The sequence below is a fragment of the Streptomyces bobili genome (assembly GCF_002154575.1).
In the GTDB taxonomy this organism is placed as follows: Bacteria; Actinomycetota; Actinomycetes; order Streptomycetales; family Streptomycetaceae; genus Streptomyces; species Streptomyces bobili.
Window position 1 is genome coordinate 14,167 of sequence record NZ_MUBA01000129.1, and the last position, 15,105, is coordinate 29,271.

At 71.6% G+C, this 15,105-nt stretch carries 10 protein-coding genes and 2 pseudogenes; 7 read left to right on the forward strand and 5 right to left on the reverse strand.

Annotation, left to right across the window (positions count from 1 at the left end; genetic code table 11):
* Positions 1 to 507: 507 nt before the first annotated feature.
* Positions 508 to 1,191, forward strand: coding sequence for a class I SAM-dependent DNA methyltransferase (locus BZL64_RS11820; RefSeq protein WP_244205308.1), 684 nt, complete (start codon positions 508 to 510; stop codon positions 1,189 to 1,191).
* 58 nt (positions 1,192 to 1,249) lie between these two features.
* On the opposite strand, the gene BZL64_RS11825 is transcribed toward BZL64_RS11820, so the two are convergent.
* From BZL64_RS11825 to BZL64_RS11840, 4 genes are all read right to left on the reverse strand, one after another.
* Positions 1,250 to 2,338: a hypothetical protein gene (locus tag BZL64_RS11825; protein WP_086768832.1), complete on the reverse strand. Its 1,089-nt coding sequence runs from the start codon at positions 2,336 to 2,338 to the stop codon at positions 1,250 to 1,252.
* A gap of 56 nt (positions 2,339 to 2,394) precedes the next feature.
* Positions 2,395 to 3,333 (reverse strand): N-acetylneuraminate synthase family protein, encoded by a 939-nt coding sequence (locus tag BZL64_RS11830; protein WP_086768834.1) that lies wholly within the window; start codon positions 3,331 to 3,333, stop codon positions 2,395 to 2,397.
* Between the two features lie 12 nt (positions 3,334 to 3,345).
* On the reverse strand, positions 3,346 to 4,602 hold the full coding sequence (locus tag BZL64_RS11835; protein ID WP_086768836.1) for an N-acylneuraminate cytidylyltransferase: 1,257 nt from the start codon (positions 4,600 to 4,602) through the stop codon (positions 3,346 to 3,348).
* 107 nt (positions 4,603 to 4,709) lie between these two features.
* Positions 4,710 to 6,071 (reverse strand): DUF6716 putative glycosyltransferase, encoded by a 1,362-nt coding sequence (locus tag BZL64_RS11840; protein ID WP_086768838.1) that lies wholly within the window; start codon positions 6,069 to 6,071, stop codon positions 4,710 to 4,712.
* 197 nt (positions 6,072 to 6,268) lie between these two features.
* Here BZL64_RS11840 and BZL64_RS11845 point away from each other — a divergent pair, with 197 nt between their 5' ends.
* The 5 genes and pseudogenes from BZL64_RS11845 to BZL64_RS41080 all read left to right on the forward strand — a co-directional run.
* Positions 6,269 to 7,270 (forward strand): glycosyltransferase family 2 protein, encoded by a 1,002-nt coding sequence (locus BZL64_RS11845; protein ID WP_086768840.1) that lies wholly within the window; start codon positions 6,269 to 6,271, stop codon positions 7,268 to 7,270.
* On the forward strand, positions 7,270 to 8,604 hold the full coding sequence (locus tag BZL64_RS11850) for a polysialyltransferase family glycosyltransferase (protein WP_086768842.1): 1,335 nt from the start codon (positions 7,270 to 7,272) through the stop codon (positions 8,602 to 8,604). Before BZL64_RS11845 ends, BZL64_RS11850 begins: the two co-directional genes overlap by 1 nt.
* Before the next feature lie 175 nt (positions 8,605 to 8,779).
* On the forward strand, positions 8,780 to 11,371 hold the full coding sequence (locus tag BZL64_RS11855; RefSeq protein ID WP_086768844.1) for a glycosyltransferase family 4 protein: 2,592 nt from the start codon (positions 8,780 to 8,782) through the stop codon (positions 11,369 to 11,371).
* Between the two features lie 167 nt (positions 11,372 to 11,538).
* Positions 11,539 to 12,699, forward strand: a complete 1,161-nt coding sequence (locus BZL64_RS11860; RefSeq protein ID WP_086768847.1) for an acyltransferase family protein — start codon at positions 11,539 to 11,541, stop codon at positions 12,697 to 12,699.
* Positions 12,700 to 12,819: 120 nt separating this feature from the next.
* Positions 12,820 to 13,048 (forward strand): annotated as a pseudogene (locus tag BZL64_RS41080) (hypothetical protein); the annotation flags it as partial.
* Here the strand turns inward: BZL64_RS41080 and BZL64_RS11865 are convergent.
* On the reverse strand, positions 13,024 to 14,604 hold the full coding sequence (locus BZL64_RS11865) for an acyl-CoA mutase large subunit family protein (protein WP_086768849.1): 1,581 nt from the start codon (positions 14,602 to 14,604) through the stop codon (positions 13,024 to 13,026). The pseudogene BZL64_RS41080 and the gene BZL64_RS11865 sit on opposite strands and share 25 nt — an antisense overlap.
* Positions 14,605 to 14,900: 296 nt before the next feature.
* On the opposite strand from BZL64_RS11865, the pseudogene BZL64_RS40570 reads away from it, so the two are divergent.
* A pseudogene (locus BZL64_RS40570) lies at positions 14,901 to 15,105 on the forward strand (hypothetical protein); the annotation flags it as partial.

A 15,105-nucleotide genomic window follows, 5' to 3' on the forward strand; every position in this document is an offset into this window, starting at 1 on the left:
CATCATCACCCGCGCACGGGGCGGCTGGTACTGGATTCCCCGAAGCCCGAACGAAATCGACCGAAGCCCAGGGCGATTCAGGACCATTGCAAAGTCGCGGTGATCTCGTGAGCGTGCAGGTCGCAGCGGTGTGACGATGCCGAGACGGCGCGCGACCGGACGCAACGAAGCTCCGCTGTGGAGGTGACCTCGCCAAGTCGCCGCGCCCGACGGAGCTTCGATGTGCCGTCAGTCCGCCCGTCTGCCCGGTCAAGTCGCCCATTTGATACGCCACCGTTGGGGGAGTGGGCCCGGGGCGGCCGTACGGATCCCTCCAGCCGCCGCCGAAGTGGTGGCCATCCGACCCGTCCCTCAACCCGGCGTCCGCGACATCTTCCTTCTTCACGGTTACCACGGCTCACTCGAGGCACGCGCGACTGTCCATGGAGCGGACCGGGTTTCGACCGACGCCGAAGCTTCACGGGTTCGGCCGCCGAGCGGCCGGGCCCGCCACTAGAGTCCGGGCACGTGAGCGAACCGAACAGCAGCCCGTCCCTGGCCGACGCCGATCCGGCCTTCGTCCGGGACACCCGTGCCGCGTACGACGCCATCGCCGAGGAGTACGCCCGTGAGTTCCCCGACGGGCTCGGGGAGCGGGTCCTGGACCGGGCGTTGCTCTCCGGGTTCGCGGAGCTGGTGCGGGCCGCGGGCGCGGGGCCGGTGGCGGACGTGGGCAGCGGGCCCGGCAACGTCACCGCGCTGCTGCACCGGCTCGGGGTGCCCGTCTTCGGCGTCGACGTCTCGCCCCGCATGGTCGCCCTGGCCCGCCGGGCCCATCCCGGCATCCGCTTCCACGTCGGGTCGATGGAGGCGCTGGACCTGCCCGACCGGACGCTGGGCGGGCTGCTCGCCCTCTTCTCGGTGATCCACGTGCCGGACAGGCATCTGCCCGCGGTGTTCGCGGAGTTCCGGCGCGTCCTCGCGCCCGGCGGGTATCTGCTGCTCTGCTTCCAGACCGGGACCGGCGAGCGGCAGCACGTCGCGCAGCGGTTCGGCCACGAGATCGCGCTCGACTACTACTGGCGCACCGCGGAATCGGTCGCCGGCCACCTCACCGAGGCGGGCCTCGCGGTCCAGGCCCGCGTGGTGCTGGAGCCCGAGGGCGGGGCGACCCGGCCCCGGGCGTTTCTGCTGGCGCGCGGGGCGGGGTAGGCAGGGCGGAGACGGCGGCCGGCCACCGGGACAGGGCTCCCCGGCGCATGCCGGCGGGTCAGGCCGTCGTGACCCGCGCCAGGCGGTCGACTCCTCGGGCCGTTCCGGTGACGCCGGAGAGGAAGCCCTGGGCTCGGGGGGAGGCCGTTCGGGTGAGCCAGGCCGGGTCGATGTCGCAGACCGCGACGCGGACCTCCGTACCGGCGAGGGCGAGGGGGAGGGTGTGGACGACCGTGGAGGGGAAGCTGAGGACGGTTCTGCCGATGGGGCCTCTGCGGGCGATGAGTTCGAGGGGGAGGTCGGGGCGGACGACCTCCAGGCCCGTCTCGACGGCGAGGCGGTGGAGTTTCTCGGCGCTCTCGCGGCGGTGGGCGAAGTAGCGGGTGGCGCCGTGGGCCTGGGCGAGGACGCCGACGGCGTGCACGTAGCGGTCGCCGTCGACAACGCCGGTCTCGACGAGGGACGTACCGACCATGTCGGCGCCCTTGGTCACGCGGGGCGGGCCGAAGCGCTCTCGGGTCCAGGCGAAGGTGTTGGCGGTGACGGAGACGCCGGCCGGGGCGTCCTCGATCGGCATGGAGGAGAAGACCTCGACGCGGCGGTCGGGGCCCGGCGTGAGGCAGCGGCGGGCCGCGCCGGACACCGGGGCGAACAGCAGGTCGCGGGGGCCCGGCCGGCCGCCCTTGCGGTGCCAGCGCACCAGGCGTTCGCTCCGGGCGAGCTGGCCGACGAACTCCATGGTGGCCGTGCCGTCGTCGACGACGACCAGGTCGTCGGCGCGGGTGATGGTCAGCAGCAGCTGTACGTATCGGGAGAAGGGGTCTCCCATGACGATCCGGTCGGCCCGGCGCAGCTCGCGGGTCAGGCCGCCGATGGTGCGGAAGGGGGCCGCGGTGCCGCCGCGGGCCTCCTCCCAGCGGACCTCGTGGCCGTCGTGGCGGGCCAGTTCGGCCATGCGGCGCAGCTGGCCGCGGGTCATCGGGTCGGTCGGGGACAGGACGACGAGGGTGAACCCCGCGCCGGGCTCCTCCCGGGGACCGGGTCCCTGGGAGTGGGCCCACTCCAGGACGTTCAGGAGCTGTACCGGGCTCTCGACGAACGCGAGGGTGTGGGGGGTGGTGCCGGGTGTCCCGGCGCGAGGGCTCATCGTCGTACGACCGTCCCGTAGGGCACTGGTAGCGGTGGTCGGAAGGGTTTCCCGGGTCAGACGCCGACAGGCTCGCCGGCCGCCGCGGCGATCTCCGCCTCGGCGACGACGCCCGACACGCGGCGCAGCTTCTTCATCGGGCCCAGCTCCGACTCGTAGACCTTCTTGACGCCGTCGCCGAGGGAGGCCTCAATGGTGCGGATGTCGCGGACGAGGCGGGTGAGGCCCTGCGGCTCGACGGAGGCGGCCTGGTCGGAGCCCCACATGGCGCGGTCGAGGGTGATGTGTCGCTCGACGAAGGCGGCGCCGAGGGCGACCGCGGCGAGGGTGGTCTGCAGGCCCGTCTCGTGGCCGGAGTAGCCGATCGGGACGTTGGGGTACTCGGCCTGGAGGGTGTTGATGACGCGGAGGTTCAGCTCCTCCGCCTTCGCCGGGTACGTCGAAGTGGCGTGGCAGAGCAGGATGTTGTCGCTGCCCAGTACCTCGACGGCGTGGCGGATCTGCTTCGGGGTGGACATGCCGGTGGAGAGGATCACCGTGCGGCCCGTGGAGCGCAGGGCGCGCAGCAGCTCGTCGTCGGTGAGGGAGGCGGAGGCCACCTTGTGGGCGGGGACGTCGAACTTCTCCAGGAAGGCGACGGCCTCGGTGTCCCACGGGGAGGCGAACCAGGCGATGTCCTTGGACTTGCAGTAGTCGTCGATCTGGCGGTACTCGTCCTCGCCGAACTCCACGCGGTGGCGGTAGTCGATGTACGTCATCCGGCCCCAGGGGGTGTCGCGCTCGATGTCCCACTGGTCGCGCGGGGTGCAGATCTCCGGGGTGCGCTTCTGGAACTTCACGGCGTCACAGCCGGCCTCGGCGGCGGCGTCGATGAGCTTGAAGGCGTTGTCCAGCTCACCGTTGTGGTTGATGCCGATCTCGCCGCAGATGTAGACGGGGTGACCGGGGCCTGCCGTGCGCGAAGCGAACTGGCGGAGGCGGGAGTTGGTGCTCATGAATGGGGGTCCTTACTTGGTGAGGGGGTCGAGAGAGTCGAGAGAGGGTCCGAGGATCCAGCCGGCGATCTCCCGGATCGCGCCGTCGCCGCCGGGGAGGGCGGTGACCGCGCGTGCGGCGCCGCGTACGACGTCGTGGGCGCTCGCGACCGCCACGGGCCAGCCCACGAGGGCGAAGCACGGGAGGTCGTTGACGTCGTTTCCGACGTAGAGCACGCGCTCCGGCGCGATGCCCTGCTCCTCGCACCACTGCTTGAGCGCGAGGTCCTTGCGGTCGATGCCGTGCAGGACCGGGAGCTTGAGCTTCCGGGCGCGGGCGGCGACCACAGGGTTCTGTTCCGTGGACAGGATCAGCAGCTTCAGTCCGCTCCTGCGCAGGGCGGCGATGCCGAGGCCGTCGCCGCGGTGCACGGAGACGAACTCCCGTCCGTCGGAGTCGATCAGCACCCGGTCGTCGGTCTGGGTGCCGTCGAAGTCGAGGACCACCGCGTCGATGTCGGCGGCGGTCGGGAGCGAACCGGACCGGCCCGCGTCGAAGAGGGGGGCGAGGGCGCGGGCGCGGGCCAGGTCGTGCGGGTCGTCGATCTCCAGCACGCGGGCCGGGTCGGTGCGCACGAGGTCGGTGCGGCCGAAGAAGCGGTGGCCGTGCTCGCGGAAGCCGGCCGCGTCCATGGCGTAGGCGGCGCCGGTCTCCAGGAGGTCCTGGGGGCGGTCCTGGCGGCGCGGGCGGTACGACTTGTCGTGGTTGACACCGAAGCCGCCGCCTGCGCTGTCCGCACGGTCCGCGCCGCCGGTGCTCTCGGCCGCGCCGTCGCGCCAGACGAAGCCGTGGAAGGGGGCGACGGTCACGGCCGTGTCGGCGCCGTTCTCGACGACCGCGGCGGCGACGCCGTCGATGTCCTCGCGGGCGATGAACGGGCTGGTGCACTGCACCAGGAGCACGGCGTCGACGGCCGCCCCGTGCAGGGCCTCGTGGGTGTCCATGGCGTGCAGGACGGCGGCCTCGGAGGTGGCGGTGTCCCCGGCGATGGCGGCCGGGCGCAGCACGACCTCGGCGCCTGCCTCGCGGGCGGCTACGGCGATGGCCTGGTCGTCGGTGGACACCACGACGTCGGTGACCAGGCGGGTGGCCCGGCACTCCCGCACGGCCCGCGCCACCAGGGGCACGCCGCCGACGGACGCGAGGTTCTTCGCGGGGACGCCCTTGGAGCCACCGCGCGCGGGAATCACGGCGAGGACGCGACGCACGCCCGCCTGGAGGTTGGACATGGGCTGGACTCCTTGGGAGGACACCGGGGAGGGCTGCGGGGCGGACGCCGGGGAGGGTTGCGGGGCGGACGCCCTGGAAGAAGGGGCCGGGGCCGGCGTCGGGAACCTCACAGGTCCCCCATCCGGCGGATGACCGGGGCGACGCGCTGGACGCCGTGGCGGTAGGCGCCGCGGGCGGCCCGGCGGGCGATCTGGCGCACCGGTCCGGGGCCGCTGTCCGCGGCCGGGGCGCCGGGCAGCGGGCTGCCGTCGGGGCCGAGGTGGTGGCGGGCGAGGATGCCGGGGAGGTAGCCGGGCGCGGTGGCCGGCGTGTAGTACGGGGTGAGCGGGGGCAGGCCGCCGGGGCGGTCGATCAGCTTGGCGATGCGTGCGCGCGCCGCGTCGAAGGCCCGTTCGTACGCGCCTCCCCCGGCGGCGACGCCCTGCCGGGCCACCCAGTCCTCGTCGGGGACGGGCCGGTGCCCGGCGTCGAGCTGGTCCCAGGAGGCGAGGCAGCCGGAGCCGACGAAGTGGTGGTTGCCGAGCGCCTCGCGCACCCCGAGGTCGGTGAGGACCACGGTGGGGATGTCGCGGTGCAGGGATTCCAGGGCGGCGGTGGAGCTGACCGTGACCATGAGGTCGGTACGGTCGAGAACCTCGCCCATGTTGCCGTACACGAGGCGGAAGTTGGCGGGCGCGTCGAGCCGTTGCGCCAGCTTCTGGTACGGCAACTCCTCGATGTGGGTGGTGTGTTCGCCGGGCTTGGAGCGCAGCTTGAGCAGTACCTCGCGCTCGGGGTGCAACCGGGCGTGCCGCACGAGGCGTTCGAGCAGGTAGGTGCGGTCCTTGCGGTTCTCCGGCACGGAGGGCTGGGCGGCGAAGACCACGGTGTACGGGTCGTGCTCACCGGTGTAGGGGGCGCCGCCGAGGAACGGCAGGGCGACCTCGGTCACCGAGGAGGCGTCGGCGCCGACACCGTCGTACACGGCGCGGAAACGCTCCGCGTCCTGACGGGAGTTGGCGAGGACGAGGTCGGCGCCGTGCCGCAGCAGCAGACCGTCGGCGAGCTTCTCGTAGACGACACCGACATAGCCGGTGACGACGACGGGCCGCTCGCCGCCGTCCTCCCAGATCCGCTTGAGGCCGTGCAGGACGGCCTGGACGCCGCCGCCGACCAGCGCGAGGACGAGGACGTCGTACTTCTCGCTCGCCATGGAGCGCAGGAACTCGACGGCCGTCACCTCGCGCAGCGAGTCGGCGTGCACGCCGACTTCGGCGAGCTGACGGGGCGTGGGGGTGGCGCGACCGCGCAGGAGGTAGCCGTCGAGGACGGGGGCGACTTGCGTGTCGCCGCCCGCTCCGGCTTCCATGGACGGGCCGGGCCGCCCGCCCGGAGCGATCCGGCCCGCGGTCAACGCACCCCATTTCCAGCGGGTGTCGGAGTCCGCGAGTACGGCGATCCGCGGGGGCTTCGAAGTACGTGGTGGCACGTTGAAGACGCTAGGAAGCAAAACCCAGGCTTTGCCCAACCGCGACTCAACGGAAAGTTAACAGCGCGCCACCGCTTTCCGAACCGGCTCGTCAACTCCGGGGAAATACGCGTGATGCACGAATCCGACACATCGAGTTCATCGCCCGTACCCTTACCGGAAATTTTCACCGCCGGGCGCACTCCTAGGATTTCCGCGTGCCCAAGCTTTCCGTGATCGTGCCCTTCTACAACGTCCAGCAATATGCCCCGGACACCCTCAGAAGCCTGCAGCTGAACGCCCGCCCGGACTTCGAGTTCGTGCTGGTCGACGACCGTTCGAAGGACGAAACGCCCGCCATTCTCGAACGGGCGGCCGAAGACCTTTCGAAGGTCGCTTCGGTGCGTCTGATCCGTCATGAGGAGAACGGAGGGCTCGCCACCGCACGCAATACCGGACTGGATGCCGCGCAGGGCGAGTACCTGACGTTCCTGGACGGTGACGACTGGCTCGCGCGCGGCTATCTGACCGATCTGGTCACCGCGATCGAGGAGCTGGGCTGCGACTTCGTGCGCGTCGACCATGTGCAGGCGACCGCGCGCGCCCGCACACTGGTCCGGCATCCGCACGGGCTGCGCGGGGAGGTGCTGAACCCGCGCGACGCGATCCTGCCCGCGGACCGCTCGACGTCCGTGGATTACCCGTACGCCTGGGCCGGCGCCTATCACCGCCGTCTCGCCGACCGCGGGCTGCTGCACTTCACCCACGGCCTGCGGACCGCCGAGGACCGGCCGTGGATCTGGAAGCTGCACCGGGAGGCGGAGTCGTTCGCCGTGCTGAATCTGCTCGGCGTCTTCTACCGGCGCGGGGTCGCCTCCTCCCTCACCCAGATCGGCGACGCCCGCCAGCTGGACTTCATCCGGGCGTTCGACCAGGTCATCGAGGAGACGGCACGCGACCGCGAGGCCGACCGGCTGCTCCCCAAGGCGGTGCGCACGTACTGCGCGATCATCGCCCACCACCTCGGCGAGATCGAGAAGTTCGAGCCGCAGGTGGCCCGGCAGCTGCGCGCCATGAGCGCGGCGGCCATGAGGCGCATGCCGCAGGAGCTGCTCGCCGAGGTCCTGGACACGATGGACCTGGAGCGCTCGTCGACACTGCGCAGGCTGCGCCGCAGGATCACCTCTTCGAAGACCGGCACCCCGAAGGCGGCCGCCTGATGCCTCGCACCACCCAGATCTTCTGCGCCTCCACGCTGTACGGCGCCGCCACCCTGGCCGCCGCGCTGGACGCCGGCTGCTTCCCGGCGGCGGACCGTCGGCTGCTGCTGGTGTGCAACAACACGACGACGCCGGAGACCACCCCGGCCGTCGACGAGATGCCGGGCTTCGCCCCGCTGCGCGACCGCTTCGACGCGGTGCTGTCCTGGAACGAGGCCATCAGCCCGTTCCATCCGGGCGCCTGGGCACCGCGCGCCGACGACGCGCCGCTCCTGGAGCGCTACCTGCGGATGCTGTGGGGACTGGGCGAGGACCGGGTCGAGATCGTCGTGGAGTCGATCCAGGTCAACCCGGCGCTGGCCATCGCGCAGTGTTTCCCCGGAGCGCCCGTCGAGGTCTACGCCGACGGGCTGATGAGCTACGGGCCGACCCGCAACAAGATCGACCCGCTGATCGGCACCCGGGTGCGCCGGCTGCTCCACCTGGACCTGGTGCCGGGGCTGGTGCCGCTGCTGCTCACCGAGTTCGGGGTGCCCGCGCGGACCGTGCCGGCGAGCGGCTTCCTCAAGGTCCTCGGGGAGATCGGCGAGGCGGTGGAGGAACTGCCCGCGCTGCCCGACGACTCCGCGCTGCTGCTGGGCCAGTACCTGTCCGCGCTAGCCATCCTCACCGTGGAGGAGGAAGAGGACCTGCATGTGCGGATGATGCGGGGCGCGGTCGCCCGCGGGCACCGGGCCGTGGTCTTCAAGCCGCACCCGACCGCTCCGGCCCGCTACAGCCGGGTCCTGGAGGCGGAGGCCGCGAAGCTGGGCGTCGACCTCACCGTGCTGGAGACGCCGGTCCTCGCCGAGGTGCTGTTCGCCGCGGCGCGGCCCGCGCTGGTGGTGGGCTGCTTCTCCACCGCCCTGTTCACCGCGTCGGCGTTCTACGACCTGCCGGTGGCCCGGATCGGCACCGAGCGGCTGATGGACCGGCTCACCCCGTACCAGAACAGCAACCGGGTGCCGGCCCTGCTGGCGGACGCGCTGCTTCCGGACCTGGAGGACGGCGAGGGCGAGACGCGCATCCCGGACGAGTTGCTGACCGACCTGGTGAGGACGGTGGGCTATGTGATGCAGGCGCAGATCTACCCGAGCCTGCGCCCGGTCGCCGAGGAGTATCTGCGCACCCGTCTCGGGCCGCGCACCAAGCGGTACTTCAAGCGCCGGCGGCTCACCGCGCTGGGTCTGCCGGGCGGTATCCCGGAGCGGCTGTCGTTCATTCCGCGCAACTCCACCGCGCGCCGGGTGGTGCGGCGGGCGAGGGCGATGCGCAAGGCGGTGCGGCGGGCGTAGGCGGTGCGGCGGGCGTAGGCGACGACTCCCAGAGGTTTTTCGAGTTCACGCGCATCACGCGCGGGCCTCGCGAACTCCCGTGCATCCGGTGGCATCTTGATGCTCATCGATTGTTCACCGAGAGTTTGATCGAGGTGACAGGTTCCGGGAAACCCGGTCGTATTTCATTCACACGGTGCGCATCGCTGTGTTTGTCGAGAACCGCAATGGCGTCGGCCTCGCCTCGGAGATTCTGCGAGCCGGGGGAGCCGACGCCCACTCGTTCCATCTCCTCGTCGCGGACCGGGACGCTAAGAACGCCGGACGGCTCGAACAGGAGGCCGCGGCCCGGTGCGAGGGCCTCGCGGTACACAACCTGTTCCCCGGGGACGAGGAACTGGACAACGCGGAGTTCCTCGCTGAACTCGGTCACCGAATAGGCGCCTTCGTCGAAGAGGCGGGCATAGACCGGCTGGTCCTCTTCGACGACCAGTCGCAGCGGGGCCGTCGGCTGGCCGGCACGCTGGGCCGCACGCAGCCGCTGATCCTCGTCCAGGACTGCCACCTGAACTTCCGCTACCGCAGGACCGGCACCGGACGGCGCGACCAGAGCTGGTACTACGGCTCCTCGTCCCCGGCCACCGCCGCCGTCTGCGTATGGGGCCCGGCGACCGCGCGCCACCTGCTGTTCCGTTCCGCCGACGCCGCCCCGCCCGTCCACATCACCGGCGCCCTCGGCCACAGCGACGACCCGGCCCTGCTGCGGGCGGCCCGCAGCACCGCCCACCGGCACCCCAAGAAGCCCGACGAGGCGCTGCGCATCGCGGTCCTCGCCCAGCCGACGACCCGGCACAGCCGGCTGTCCCGCGAGGACCACCGTGAGCGGCTCACCGAACTGCGGTCCGCGCTGGCCGAGTTCGGCGAGGTCGACGTCGACCCGGACCCCTCCGCCCTCGACGGCTACGACCTCGCGGTCACCTTCTACGCCACGGCCTACCTCCAGACCCTGCGCGCGGGCACCCCGCTGATCCTGTTCAGCCCGCCCCCGCTGAACATCGTGTTCCCCACGATCAGCCACCCCCTGCTGCGCAACGTGGGCACCCTGGGTGAACTCGTCGACGTGGTGGCCGACCTCAGGCGTTCGGCCAAGTTCCTGGCCAACGAGCACGGTGAGCCGCTCGATCACTTCCTCGCCTTCCAGGACGACGTCGCCGGGCGCGTGCTGCGCGTCGTCGAGGGGGCCGCCGTACCCATCGAACCGCCGGCCCCACGCTGGACGGCGAAGGACGAAGGGCGGGCCGGTCCGTCACGGGCCGAACGGGCGCTGAGCGCCGTGCGCGGGCGGCTGGAACGGCCGCGCTCGCTGGCCGTACTGGGCCTGGGCTTCGACTACGTCACCGGGGTGGCGATCCCCGTTCTCACCTATACGCAGGCGCTGCTGGCGCAGAGCCCGGTCGACGTCCGCTACTTCGACCTCGGCGCCTACGGCCGCCACGAGGACGTGCTGAGCGACCTGGCGGACGCCGAGGTCGTCCTGATCAACAGCCTGGCCCCGTTCTGGCGTTCGCCGCCGGCGGGCGAGCTGGTGCGGGCGTTGCGGGAACAGGGCAGGTCCGTGGTGGTGTACGCCCACGAGACCGAGTACGTCATGAACTTCGAGGGTTCCCGCAACGCGCTGCGGCACCAGGAGATGGTCGACCTGCTGCCCGCGCTGAAGGTGCTGTGCGTGTCGAACGCCCAGGCCGACATGTTCCGCGCACTGGGGGTGAGCGATCCGGCCGTGGTCTACAACACGGTCCCCCGCGACGCCCACCGCGCCCGTGCCAGGCCCACGCCGGGTGCCCGGCCGCGTGTCGTGATGGTCGGTTCGATGCAGGACCGCAAGGGCCTCGACCTGTTCTCACGGGTCGCCGAACTGGCGTACGGGCAGGGGCTGCCGTGGCGGTTCGCGTGGATCGGCCAGAAGACGTGGCGGATCGGCTCCTCCACCCTGCTGTCGGACCGCGTCGAGTGGATGGGGGCGCTCTCCCGTGAGCGGGTGCGGGAGGAACTGGCCGCCTCCGACGTCTTCTTCCTGTCCAGCGTCGACGACCCGATGCCGCTGTCGGTGGTCGAGGCGGTGCAGCAGCGGCTGCGCACGGTGACCTACCACCGGGTGGGGTCCCGCGAGGTCCTGGACGGTGTGCCCGGGTACCGCTCCTTCGCCGAGTACACGCCGGAGTCGGCGCTCGACGCGCTGCGCCGGGTGCTGGACGACGAGGTCTCGGAGACCGAGTACGGCGACGTCGAGGAACTCTTCGACATCCCCGCCTTCACTGCCCGGATGACGACGGCACTGGGCCTGCCCGGCCCAGGTGATCCCGTACCGCTCCCGGCCGCCGCCGACGGTGGGCCGCAGGACGATCCGGTGCCGTCGCGGTTCCCGGTCGTCCCGGCCCCGTCACGGCAGGGCACCTACGTCATCGAGGACTTCACCCGGCACCTCGCCGCGGGCCGTCACGACGACGCCCTGCGGGTGGGCGACGAGATCCTGCTGCACCGTCAGCCGGTGGACGTCCTCGTCGGCATGGCCGAGATCAGGGCGGGTCGCGGCGAGGCCGAGGAGGCGTGCCGACTGCTGGCCGCTGCGGCGATCGTGGGCGGCGACCGGGCCAGGGTCTGGACGGAGATCGGACGGATCGCGGAGCTGCTCGGCGCGCGGGGCCGGTCGGTCCGGCAGCTGGCGCGGAGGGAGTCGGTCCGCCTCCGGATCGGCAACCAGGCGGCCCGGCTGCTGAAGCGGAACTGACGTCGCGGTGAACACGCGGCGACGGATGGACAAAAGGCCATCCTGTCGAACAAAAGACCTCCTGATCAGGCCCTAGGATCCCGGTTGACGACCCTCCGGTGATCCGATCGTCTCCGGTCAGGAGCGTGCACAGAAGAACCCCACGGGGCACTGCGAGGGATACCAGCGTGACCGAAACGGTCGTGAGCACATCGAAGTCTCAGCCCGCCGCGGCTGTGTCCGTCCAGGAGCCGGGCGTTCCGCTGCCGCCCGCGCCGTCACCCGGCCGCCGGGCGGCCGGCAGGCTCCGGGCGCTCGACGGACTGCGGCTGGTCGCCGCCCTGATGGTGGCCGTGTACCACTACGCGGGCCGCGGCGGCTATGTCACGGAGGCCTGGGGCACCACGCCGAAGCACCAGTTCCCCACGCTGCACCAGTTCGCCGCCTACGGCTGTCTCGGCGTCCAGGTGTTCTTCGTGATCAGCGGGTTCGTGATCTGCATGAGCGGCTGGGGCCGGCCCCTGAAGTCGTTCTTCGCCTCCCGCGCCTCGCGGCTGATGCCCGCCTACTGGGTGGCCGTCGTACTGGTGACCGCGGTGTTCGCCCTGCCGCCGGTCGTCTACGAGGCCGTGTCGCCCAGCGACGCGCTCCTCAACCTGACCCTGCTTCAGCAGCCGCTGGGCGCCGACCGGGTGCTGGGCGTGTGCTGGACGCTGTGGGTGGAGATCCGCTTCTACGCCCTGTTCGCGCTGTGCGTCGTCCTGCCGGGCGCGAACCGCCGCCGGGTCATCATGTTCTGCGCGGGCTGGACGCTGGCCGCCGCCCTCGCGCAGGCCGCGCACCAGCCGCTGCTCGACCTGGTCGTGATGCCGGAGTACGCGGCGTTCTTCATCGGCGGCATCGGCCTCTACCTCGTCCACCGCGACCGGCGGGACGCCTACGCCTGGGGCATCGTGCTCGTCAGCTTCCTGATCGGCCAGCACTACGCGGTGATCGACCTGTGGAACGCCTCCGACCCGGACGCCTTCGCCCACCGCACCACGACCGGCATCGTCGGCGTCGTCGCCTTCGGCTTCGTGGCCGTGGCGGCGATCGCGCTGGGCTGGCTCAACCGGGCGAACTGGCGCTGGCTGACGGTGGCCGGGGCGCTGACGTACCCCTTCTATCTGGTGCACGAGCACCTCGGCTGGGTGGTCATCCGCGTCCTGCACCGCACCCTGGAGCTGCCGGCCTCGGTGACCTTCGCGCTGACCATCACCGCGATGCTGCTGCTGGCCTGGCTGATGAACCGTTTCGTCGAGAAGCCGATGACGCCGTGGCTGCGGGGTGTGCTGTCCAGGAAGCTCTGAGAAGCGAGCTGTCAGAAGTCAGCTCTCAGAAGTCAGGGAAAGCGTCCTCACCGGAGTCCGTAACGGGCGGAGATGCCGTCGAGACGACCTCCAGGCCTTCCTCGAAGTGCCGGTCGGGGGACGCGAACGGCACCCGGCCCGGTCCGGGCGGGTGACCGGGCGCCGGACGCCCTCCTGGACGGCGTGCGCTTCTTGGACGTGCTCAGGGGGCCGCACTCAGTCGTACGGCCGGGGGCTGTTCCTCGTGCGGCCGGACGGCCATGCGGGCTGGGGCGGCGACCAGCCAGCCGGACCGGCCGACTGCCTGGGCCGCTTCGGCACGGCTCAGAACGCGTCGCTGGGCACGTAGGTGCCCCAGATCTCGCGCAGGGCGTTGCACACCTCGCCGACCGTCGCGCGGGCCCTGAGGGCGTCCTTCATCGGGTAGAGGACGTTGTCCTCGCCCTCGGCTGCCTTCTTCAGCTCGGCGAGGGCCGCGTCCACGGCCGACTGGTCGCGCTCGGCGCGCAGCTTCGCGAGGCGGGCCGCCTGCTGGGCCTCGATCGCCGGGTCCACCCGGAGCGGCTCGTACGGCTCCTCCGCGTCGAGCTGGTAGCGGTTGACGCCGACCACGACCCGCTCACCGGAGTCGGTCTCCTGGGCGATGCGGTACGCGCTGCGCTCGATCTCGCCCTTCTGGAAACCGTGCTCGATCGCGGAGACCGCGCCGCCGAGATCCTCGACCTTCGTCATCAGCTCCAGCGCGGCGGCCTCGACGTCGTCGGTCATCTTCTCGATGACGTACGAACCGGCGAAGGGGTCGACGGTCGCCGTCACGTCCGTCTCGTAGGCGAGGACCTGCTGCGTGCGCAGCGCGAGCCGGGCCGACTTGTCGGTGGGGAGCGCGATCGCCTCGTCGAAGGAGTTGGTGTGCAGGGACTGGGTGCCGCCGAGGACGGCCGCCAGACCCTGGACGGCGACCCGGACCAGGTTCACCTCGGGCTGCTGGGCGGTCAGCTGCACGCCCGCGGTCTGCGTGTGGAACCGCAGCATCAGCGACTTGGGGTTCTTCGCGCCGAACTCGTCCCGCATCACGCGTGCCCAGATGCGGCGCGCGGCACGGAACTTGGCGACCTCCTCCAGGATCGTCGTACGGGCGACGAAGAAGAAGGACAGGCGGGGGGCGAAGTCGTCGATGTCCATGCCGGCCGCGACGGCCGTGCGCACGTACTCGATGCCGTCGGCGAGGGTGAACGCGATCTCCTGCGCGGGCGAGGCACCGGCTTCCGCCATGTGGTAGCCGGAGATCGAGATCGTGTTCCACTTCGGGATCTCGGCCCTGCAGTACTTGAAGATGTCGGCGATCAGCCGCAGGGACGGCTTCGGCGGGAAGATGTACGTCCCGCGCGCGATGTACTCCTTGAGCACGTCGTTCTGGATCGTGCCGGTGAGCTGGGCGGCGGTGACACCCTGCTCCTCGCCGACCAGTTGGTACATGAGCAGCAGCAGGGCCGCCGGCGCGTTGATCGTCATCGACGTGGACACCTTGTCCAGCGGGATCCCGCCGAACAGCACCCGCATGTCGTCGATGGAGTCGATGGCGACACCGACCTTGCCGACCTCGCCCGAGGAGATCGGCGCGTCGGAGTCGTGGCCCATCTGGGTCGGCAGGTCGAAGGCGACCGACAGGCCCATCGTGCCGTTGGCGATGAGCTGCTTGTAGCGGGCGTTCGACTCCGTCGCCGTGCCGAAGCCGGCGTACTGGCGCATGGTCCACGGCCGGCCGGTGTACATCGACGGGTACACACCCCGCGTGTACGGATAGGCGCCCGGCTCGCCCAGCTTCTCCGCCGGGTCCCAGCCCTCCAGAGCGTCCGGTCCGTAGACCGGTTCGATGGGCAGTCCGGACTCAGACTCGCGCGCCATGGTGTGTTGCCTCCCGCTCAAGGTTGATCGCCGGTCACCGGCTGGGCGGTCCGACCTTCGACGGACTGTAGCGGTGCGCCTCCACCCGGTGGAGGGGAGCACGCTGGGACCTTGCTCACAGACTCGCTGCGGTCCCCGTCACCACCATGCCGGGCCGTTCGCGTGGCGTCATCCGCGGGGAGTATCCGGGATGAGACAGTGCGCCGGTGAGACGACGGGGGTCACGCGTGCGTATGACGGACATGAGCAGCGGAACGGCCGGGCGCGGAACGCCCGCCGCGCGAGGAGCACGGGCTGTGCGGAGATCGCTCGCCGTGCGAAGATCGCTCGCCGTGCTGGCCGGCGCGGCGGCGCTGGCCACGGTGTGCGGCTGCACGACGGGGACGACCGGCGCGGACGGCGGCGCGACAGGCCCGCGCGCCGGCCGGACGGCCCCCGGCGGTCCCGCCGACGGCAAGGCGGCGAGTACGGCGCCTTGCCGTCGGCGGGACCGCCGGGGGC